The 8,109-nt window shown below is 73.9% G+C and carries 1 protein-coding gene; it reads left to right on the top strand.

The window, feature by feature from the left end; translation table 11 throughout:
• Window positions 1-8,053, top strand: an 8,053-nt coding sequence (locus ACZ4WH_RS40635; RefSeq protein ID WP_468190503.1) for an amino acid adenylation domain-containing protein, incomplete at its 5' end; no start/stop codon positions are given.
• Between the last annotated feature and the right edge of the window lie 56 nt (window positions 8,054-8,109).

Genomic DNA, 8,109 nt, shown 5'->3' with positions numbered 1-8,109 from the left:
GGGGACGGACATTCCGTTGGGGACGCCTGTGGCGGGGCGTACGGATCAGGCGTTGGACGAGTTGGTCGGGTTCTTCGTGAACACGCTGGTGTTGCGGACGGACACGTCTGGTGATCCGTCGTTCCGTGAGTTGCTGGGTCGGGTGCGGGAGGTGGATCTGGCGGCGTACGCGCATCAGGATCTGCCGTTCGAGCATTTGGTGGAGGTGCTCAATCCGCAGCGGTCCCTGTCGCATCACCCGCTGTTCCAGGTCTCCCTCGCCCTCCAGAACACCCCGCAGGGCACGTTCGAACTCCCGGGCCTCGAACTCGCCCCGGAACCGACCTCGACGGGCAGCTCACGCTTCGACCTCTTCCTGAGCCTGTGGGAACGGCGCGCCGCCGACGGCTCCCCGGGCGGCCTCGACGGCGTCGTCGAGTTCGCCGCCGACCTGTTCGACCGCGGCACGGTCGAGAGCCTCGTCACCCGCTGGGAGCGGCTGCTGGAGGAGTTCCTCGCGGCACCGGACCGCCCCATCGGCTCCGCCGCCGTCCTCTCCCCGGACGAGCGGCGCGCGCTGCTCGACGGCGCCAACGACGGTGGCGCACCGGCGCCCTGGGTGCCGCTCGGTGTGTCCGTGGAGCGGCGGGTGGCCCGGGAGCCGGGTGCCGTCGCCGTGGTGTGCGGGGACGAGCGGCTGACCTATGAGGAGCTGAACGCGCGGGCGAACCGGCTGGCCCGGGTGCTGCTGGAGCGCGGCGCGGGCCCCGACACGGTCGTCGCGCTCGCCCTGCCCCGCTCCGCCGACCTCGTCGTGGGATTCCTCGCCACACTGAAGGCGGGCGCCGTCTACCTGCCCATCGACGTCCAACTGCCGGCCGAGCGCGTCGCGTTCATGCTGGCCGACGCCGCCCCCGCCGCCGTGGTGACGGTGGCGCCCTGGGCGCACGTACTGCCCGACACCACCGAACCCCTGCTCCTGGACGATCCCGAGCGAGCCGCCGACCTGGCCGGGCGGTCCGCCGCCGACGTCACCGACGCCGAGCGCGGCGCGGCCCTGACGCCCGACCACGGCCTGTTCGTCCTGTACACCTCGGGCACCACCGGCACCCCCAAGGGCGTGGTCATGCGCGCCGGTGTGTACGCGAGCATGCTGGTCTGGCACGAGTCCGTCGTCGGCGGCGGTGTGGGCCGCCGCGTGGCCCAGTTCACCGCGCTCACCTTCGACGTGTCGGTCCAGGAGATGCTCTCCAGCCTGGTCGCCGGCAAGGAGCTGTGGCTGCCCTCCGAGGAGGTGCGCCGCAGCGGTGAACTGCTGGCCCGCTGGCTGGACGAGAACGGCATCGCGGAGCTGCACGCCCCCACGCTCGTCATCGAGGCGGTCTGCGAGGCGGCCAACGAGCACGACCTGCCGATGCCCGGGCTCCGGCTGATGTCCCAGGCCGGTGAGGCGCTGAAGCTCAGCCGGCACATCCGGCGGTTCTTCGCCACGCACCCGCACGTCGAACTGCACAACGTCTACGGCCCCACCGAGACGTACGCCATCACCGCCGAGGTGCTCACCCGGGACGCGGCCGAGTGGCCCCCCGCGGCCCCCATCGGCCTGCCCATCCCGGGTCAGCGCGTCTACGTCCTGGACGAGGGGCTGCGGCCCGTACCACCGGGCGTGCCCGGCGAGCTGTACGTGGCCGGCCGGGGCGCCGCCCGTGGCTATGTGAACCGGCCCGCCCTGACGGCGGAACGGTTCGTGGCCGACCCGTACGGCCCGGCGGGCGCGCGCATGTACCGCACCGGTGACCTGGTGCGCTGGCGCGCCGACGGCAAGCTCGACTACCTCGGCCGTACCGATCACCAGGTCAAGGTCCGTGGCTACCGGATCGAACCGGCCGAGATCGAGAACACCCTCACCGCCTGCCCCGGCGTCGACCAGGCCGTCGTCCTCACCGACACCGACAACGGCCCCGCACGGCTGCTCGCCTACGTCCAGGTGGCGGACGGCACCGACCTGTCCTCCGGCGCGCTGCGTGAGTACGTGGCCGCCCGCCTGCCCGACTACATGGTGCCGTCGGCGATCGTCCCGCTGCCCGCGCTGCCGCTGACGAGGAACGGGAAGGTGGACCGGCGGGCCCTGCCCAGGCCACGGCTCGACACCGGCGACCGCCGCCGGGCGCGCAGCCCGCGCGAGGAGATCCTGTGCGAGCTGTTCGCCGAGGTGCTCGGCGTGCCGGCGGTCGGCGTGGACGACAACTTCTTCGACCTGGGCGGGCACTCGCTGCTGGCGACGCGGTTGATCAGCCGGGTGCGCAGGGTGCTGGGCGCGGAGCTGCCGATCCGTACGCTCTTCGAGCGGCCGACGGTCGCGGGCTTGGTGGGCGCGCTGGACGACGGGGGCGAGGTGCGTCCGCCGCTGCGGGCCGTACGGCGTCCCGAGGCCGTACCGCTGTCGTACGCGCAGCGCCGGCTGTGGTTCCTGCACCGCCTGGAAGGCGCCACGCCCACCTACAACATGCCCGCCCAGCTGCGGCTCTCGGGCCCGCTGGACGAACAGGCGCTCCGGGCGGCGCTGGGTGACGTGGTCGCCCGGCACGAAAGCCTGCGCACCGTCTTCCCCGAGATCGACGGGGTACCGCGCCAACTGATCCTCGATCCCGCCGAGGCCGGGGTCGACGTCACGGTCACCGACGTCTCCACCGGCGGCCTGGGAGCCGCCATGGCACGCTCGGCCCGCCGCGGCTTCGAGCTGGAGCGCGAACTGCCCCTGCGCGTCGACGTGTTCGTACGCGGCCCCGAGGACTACCTGGTGCTGGTCGTGCTGCACCACATCGCCGGCGACGGCTGGTCGCTGGGGCCGCTCACCCGGGACCTGGAGCGGGCGTACGCGGCGCGCCGCCGCGGCGAGGCACCGGTGTGGGAACCGCTGCCGGTGCAGTACGCCGACTACACGCTGTGGCAGCGGGAGCTGCTGGGCGCGCAGGACGATCCGGACAGCCTCCTCAACGCGCAGCTCGCCTTCTGGAAGGACGCGCTGGCCGGACTGCCCGAGCAGCTGAACCTGCCCGCCGACCGGCCGCGCCCCGCGGTGAACACCTACCGGGGCGACGCCCTCGGCCTGCGCTTCGACCAGGCCGTGCACAAGGGCGTGGTGGCGCTGGCCCGGGACTGCGGTGTCAGTGTCTTCATGGTGTTGCAGGCGTCTCTGGCGGCACTGCTCACACGGCTGGGCGCGGGCACGGACATCGCGCTGGGGACACCCGTCGCGGGACGTACGGACCAGGCGCTGGACGAGCTGGTCGGGTTCTTCGTGAACACGCTGGTGCTGCGGACGGACACCTCCGGCGATCCGACGTTCCGTGAGCTGCTGGCACGGGTGCGGGAGGGGGACCTGGCGGCGTACGCGCACCAGGACCTGCCGTTCGAGCACCTGGTGGAGGTGCTCAATCCGCAGCGGTCCCTGTCGCACCACCCGCTCTTCCAGGTCATGCTCGCCCTCCAGAACGCCCCCGGCGGACAGCTGGAGCTGCCCGGAGCCGGCGAGCGGCCGGAGCACGCCGACGAGCACGGCGAGCGCGTCGGGACCTCCCGCTTCGACCTGTTCTTCAACGTCACCGAGACCTACGGTCCCCAGGGCGAGGTCAACGGCCTCGACCTGGTGGCCGAGTTCAGCACCGACCTGTTCGACCGCGCCACCGTCGAGTCGATCGGCCGGCGCTGGGAACGCCTCCTCCAGGCCCTGATCAGCGCGCCCGACGGCCGGATCGGGACCGCCGACGTGCTGTTCCCGGACGAGCGGCGCGCGCTGCTCGGCGACGTGAACGACGGTGACGCTCCGGCGCCCTGGGTGCCGCTCGGTGTGTCCGTGGAGCGGCGGGTGGCCCGGGAGCCGGGTGCCGTCGCCGTGGTGTGCGGGGACGAGCGGCTGACCTATGAGGAGCTGAACGCGCGGGCGAACCGGCTGGCCCGGGTGCTGCTGGAGCGCGGCGCGGGCCCCGACACGGTGGTCGCGCTCGCCCTGCCCCGCTCCGCCGACCTGGTCGTCGCCCTGCTGGCCACCGCCAAGACGCACGCCGCGTTCCAGCCGGTGGGCCCCGACTGGCCGCGGGAGTGGACCGAGGCCGCCCTCGCCGGCACGTCACCCGTCCTCGCCGTCACCGTGTCCGCGGCGGCGGCGGCCCTGCCGCAGGCGACCCCGAAGCTGACCCTGGACCACCCGGACCTGCTCGCCGACCTGCGCGCACGGCCGGCGCACGACCTCACGGACGCCGAGCGCCCCGCCTCCGGCACCGCCGCCCACGCCGTGTACGTCGTCCACGCCCCCGGGCCGCAGCACGCTCCGCTGTCCGTCGTCGTCCCCGGCACCCGCCTCGCACTGCCGGAGGCGACCCCGGCCGCCGGTGACGTACGGCCGCACCGGTCCGTCCTCACCACCGAGCCGGGCGTACGGGACCTGCTGGCCGCGCTCACCTCCGGGGCGACGCTCGACCTCGCCACGGCCGAGGAGCACGATCCGGCGGCGCTCGCGGCACGGCAGGACCTCGTCCGTGCCGAGGGCGGGACCCGCGCCTATGTGCTGGACGACCGGCTGCGGCCCGTGCCGCCCCAGGTGCCCGGCGAGCTGTACCTCGCCGGACCCGCGATGGCGCGCGGCTACGCCGGCCTGCCCGCCCTCACCGCCGCCCGCTTCGTGGCCGACCCGCACGGGGCGCCGGGGGCCCGGATGTTCCGCACCGGTGAGATCGCGCGCCGGGACGCCGACGGAACGCTGTACCGCCTCGGCCCCGTCGAGGAGCAGGCCGAGATCCGCGGAGTGCGCGTCGACACACCGGCCGTCGAGGCCGCCATGGACGCGTGCCCAGGAGTGCTGCGGTCCGCGCTCGCCGTCCGCACCGCCGGTTCCGGCGCGAAGGACACACCGGCCCGCGAGGACGCGCTGCTCGTCGGCTACGTCGTCCCCGCCCCCGGCGCGGTGATCGACCCGGTGGCCCTGCGGAGGCAGCTTCAGGAGCGGCTGCCGGACCCGATGGTCCCCGACGTGGTGCTCACGCTGGACACCCTGCCGGTGACCGCCTGGGGCACGCTCGACCGAGCGGCACTGCCGGCGCCGAGCTTCGGGCCCGCCCGGCAGCGCATCGCCCGGGCACCGCAGGAGGAGATCCTGTGCGAGTTGTTCGCGGACATCCTCGGCATACCCGAGGTCTCCGTGGACGACAGCTTCTTCGACCTGGGCGGCCACTCGCTGATGGGCATCCGCCTCACCTCGCGCATCCGGACCGTGCTCGGCGTCGAGCTGGGCGTGGGACACCTCTTCAAGGCGCCCACGGCCCGTGAGCTGGCGACCCTGATGAACGAGATGCGCGCCGGCACCGTCCGGCCCCCGCTGCTGCCGGCCGAGCGCGAGGACCCGCTGCCGCTGTCCTTCGCGCAGCGCCGCCTGTGGTTCCTCCAGCACATCGAGCCGGGCCTGACCGCGTACAACATCCCGCTCGTGCTGCGGCTGACCGGCCGCCTCGACGAGGAGGCCCTGCACCGGGCGCTGGACGACGTACTGGCCCGCCACGAGTCCCTGCGCACCGTCTTCCCCGAACGGGACGGCACCCCCCACCAGCTCGTCGTGGAGGCCGGCCGGGCGCGGATCGACTACACCGTGACCGACGTGGACCGGGAGGGACTCGACCCGGCGCTGTCCGCCGCCGCCGAGCGGGGATTCGACCTGGAGCGCGACCTCCCGGTCCGGGCCACGGTCTTCCGGCTGGGCCCCGACGAGCACGTTCTGCTGCTCGTGCTGCACCACATCGCGGGTGACGGCTGGTCCATGGGCCCGCTCACCCGCGACCTGGGACGGGCCTACGCAGCCCGCTGCCGGGGACAGCGGCCCGGCTGGGAACAGCTGCCCGTCCAGTACGCCGACTACACCCAGTGGCAGCAGCGGCTCCTGGGCGCGGGCGACGACGAGGACAGCCTGATCAGCAGCCAGCTGGCCTACTGGTCCGAGGCGCTGGACGGGCTCCCGGAGCAGATCGCGCTGCCGCTGACCAGGCCGCGCCCCGCCGTGAACTCCTATCGCGGCGACGTCACGGCCCTCGCGCTCGACGCCGCGCTGCACCGGGACCTGGCCGACCTCGCCCGGACGAGCGACACCAGCCTCTTCATGGTCCTCCAGGCCGGACTGGCCACGCTGCTGTCCCGGCTGGGCGCCGGCGACGACGTCCCGCTCGGCACCCCGGTCGCGGGCCGGATGGACGAAGCCCTGGACGACCTGGTCGGCTTCTTCGTCAACACCCTCGTGCTGCGCACCGACCTGACCGGCGACCCCACCTTCCGCGAACTGCTGGAACGGGTGCGGGAGGCCGACCTGGCGGCCTACGCCCACCAGGACCTGCCCTTCGAGTACCTCGTGGAACTGCTCAACCCGCAGCGCTCGCTCTCCCACCACCCGCTGTTCCAGGTCTCCCTGGCGCTCCAGAACACGCCCCAGGGCGCCTTCGAACTCCCCGGCCTCCAGGTGGAGATGGCGACCGTCGAGGCCAGGTCCGCCAAGTTCGACCTGTCCTTCCAGCTCTACGAGCGCCGGACCCCGGACGGAGAGAGCGCCGGCATCCAGGGGGCGGTGGAGTACTCCACCGACGTGTTCGACCGGGCCACCGTCGACGCCCTCCTGGCGCGCTGGCGGAGCCTGATGGAGGCGCTGGTGGCCGCCCCCGACGAGCCCGTCAGCCGGATCGGGCGGCGCAGCGCCGCGGCGGGCCGGCCGGCCACCGCGCCGCCGGCCGGGAGCGTCGAGTTCGCCGAGATCACCGCGGCGGTCACCGCGCATCCCGAGGTCGTCGAGGCCGAGCTGGTCGTGCGCGAGGACGAGCCCGGGCAGCCGCGCCTGGTCGTCTACGCCTCTGCCGTCGAAGGACACGGGCTGGACGAAGACGCGCTCATGGACCACCTGCGGCTGCGCCTGCCCGACGCGCTGCTGCCGTCCTCGGCGGTCCTCTTCGAGCAGCCGCCGGCCGACGACGAGGACGACGAGACGTACGGCACGGCCGACGCGACCGGCGCCGCTACGGTCCGCCCGCCCGGCTCGCCGCGCGAAGAGCTGCTGTGCGCCGTGTTCGCCGAGGTCCTCGGACGGCCGGTGCCGAGCGTGGACGACGGATTCTTCGAACTCGGCGGACACTCCCTGCTCGCGGTACGCCTGGTGCGGCGCGTCCAGGAGACCCTGGGGGCACAGATCAGCGTGCTCGACCTGTTCGAGGCACCGACCGTGGCCGAGCTGGCCGTCAAGCTGGACCAGGGCACGGGCACCGATCCCCTCGGCGTGCTGCTGCCCCTGCGCCCGCGCGGCGACCGGCAGCCGGTCTTCTGCGTGCACCCGGGCTCCGGCGTGAGCTGGTCGTACGCGCGGCTCGCCCAGTACCTGCCGGCGGACCGGCCGCTGTACGCGCTCCAGGCGCGCGGCCTGACCGGCGGTGAACCGCGCCCGTCCGGCATCGAGGAGATGGCCGCGGACTACCTCCGGCAGATCCGGGCCGTGCAGCCCGAGGGCCCCTACCACCTGCTCGGCTGGTCCTTCGGCGGCGTCGTGGCCCACGCGATCGCCACGCGGCTCCAGCGGGAGGGGGAGAAGATCGGGATGCTGACCATCCTCGACGCCTACCCGCTGAGCGCCCTGGCCCGCGAGGTGCCGGTCCCCGACAAGCGGGAGATCGTCTCCGGCCTGCTGGCCTTCCTCGGACACCCGGTCGAGGAGGGCGCCCCGCTCGACTTCGCCGAAGCCGTGGAGATCATGCGCGGCCGGGGCAGCGCCCTCGCGGCTCTGGACGACCGGGCCATCGAGGGGGTCGTGGACACCTTCCACAACAACATCGTGCTCCAGCGCGCCTACGAACCGGAGGTGTTCCAGGGACCGGTCCGGCTGATCACGACCAGCGCGAACGCCCAGCAGAAGGACTGGCCCGGTCAGGACACCTGGCGGCCGTACGTGGACGGCGAACTGCGCGTCCACGACGTCGCCACCGAGCACGGCCGACTGCTGGAGGCGGAGGCGCTGGCCGCCTACGGCCCGGTCGTCGCGGCCGATCTGGACTGACGCCCACCTGCCTCCCCGACCGCCACGGTGGGCGCGCGCCGCGCCCACCGTCCGGA

Source organism: Streptomyces sp. NPDC029138, assembly GCF_055564375.1.
The sequence above is the reverse complement of the archived record's forward strand: the minus strand, read 5'-3'. Positions and strand labels throughout refer to the sequence as shown.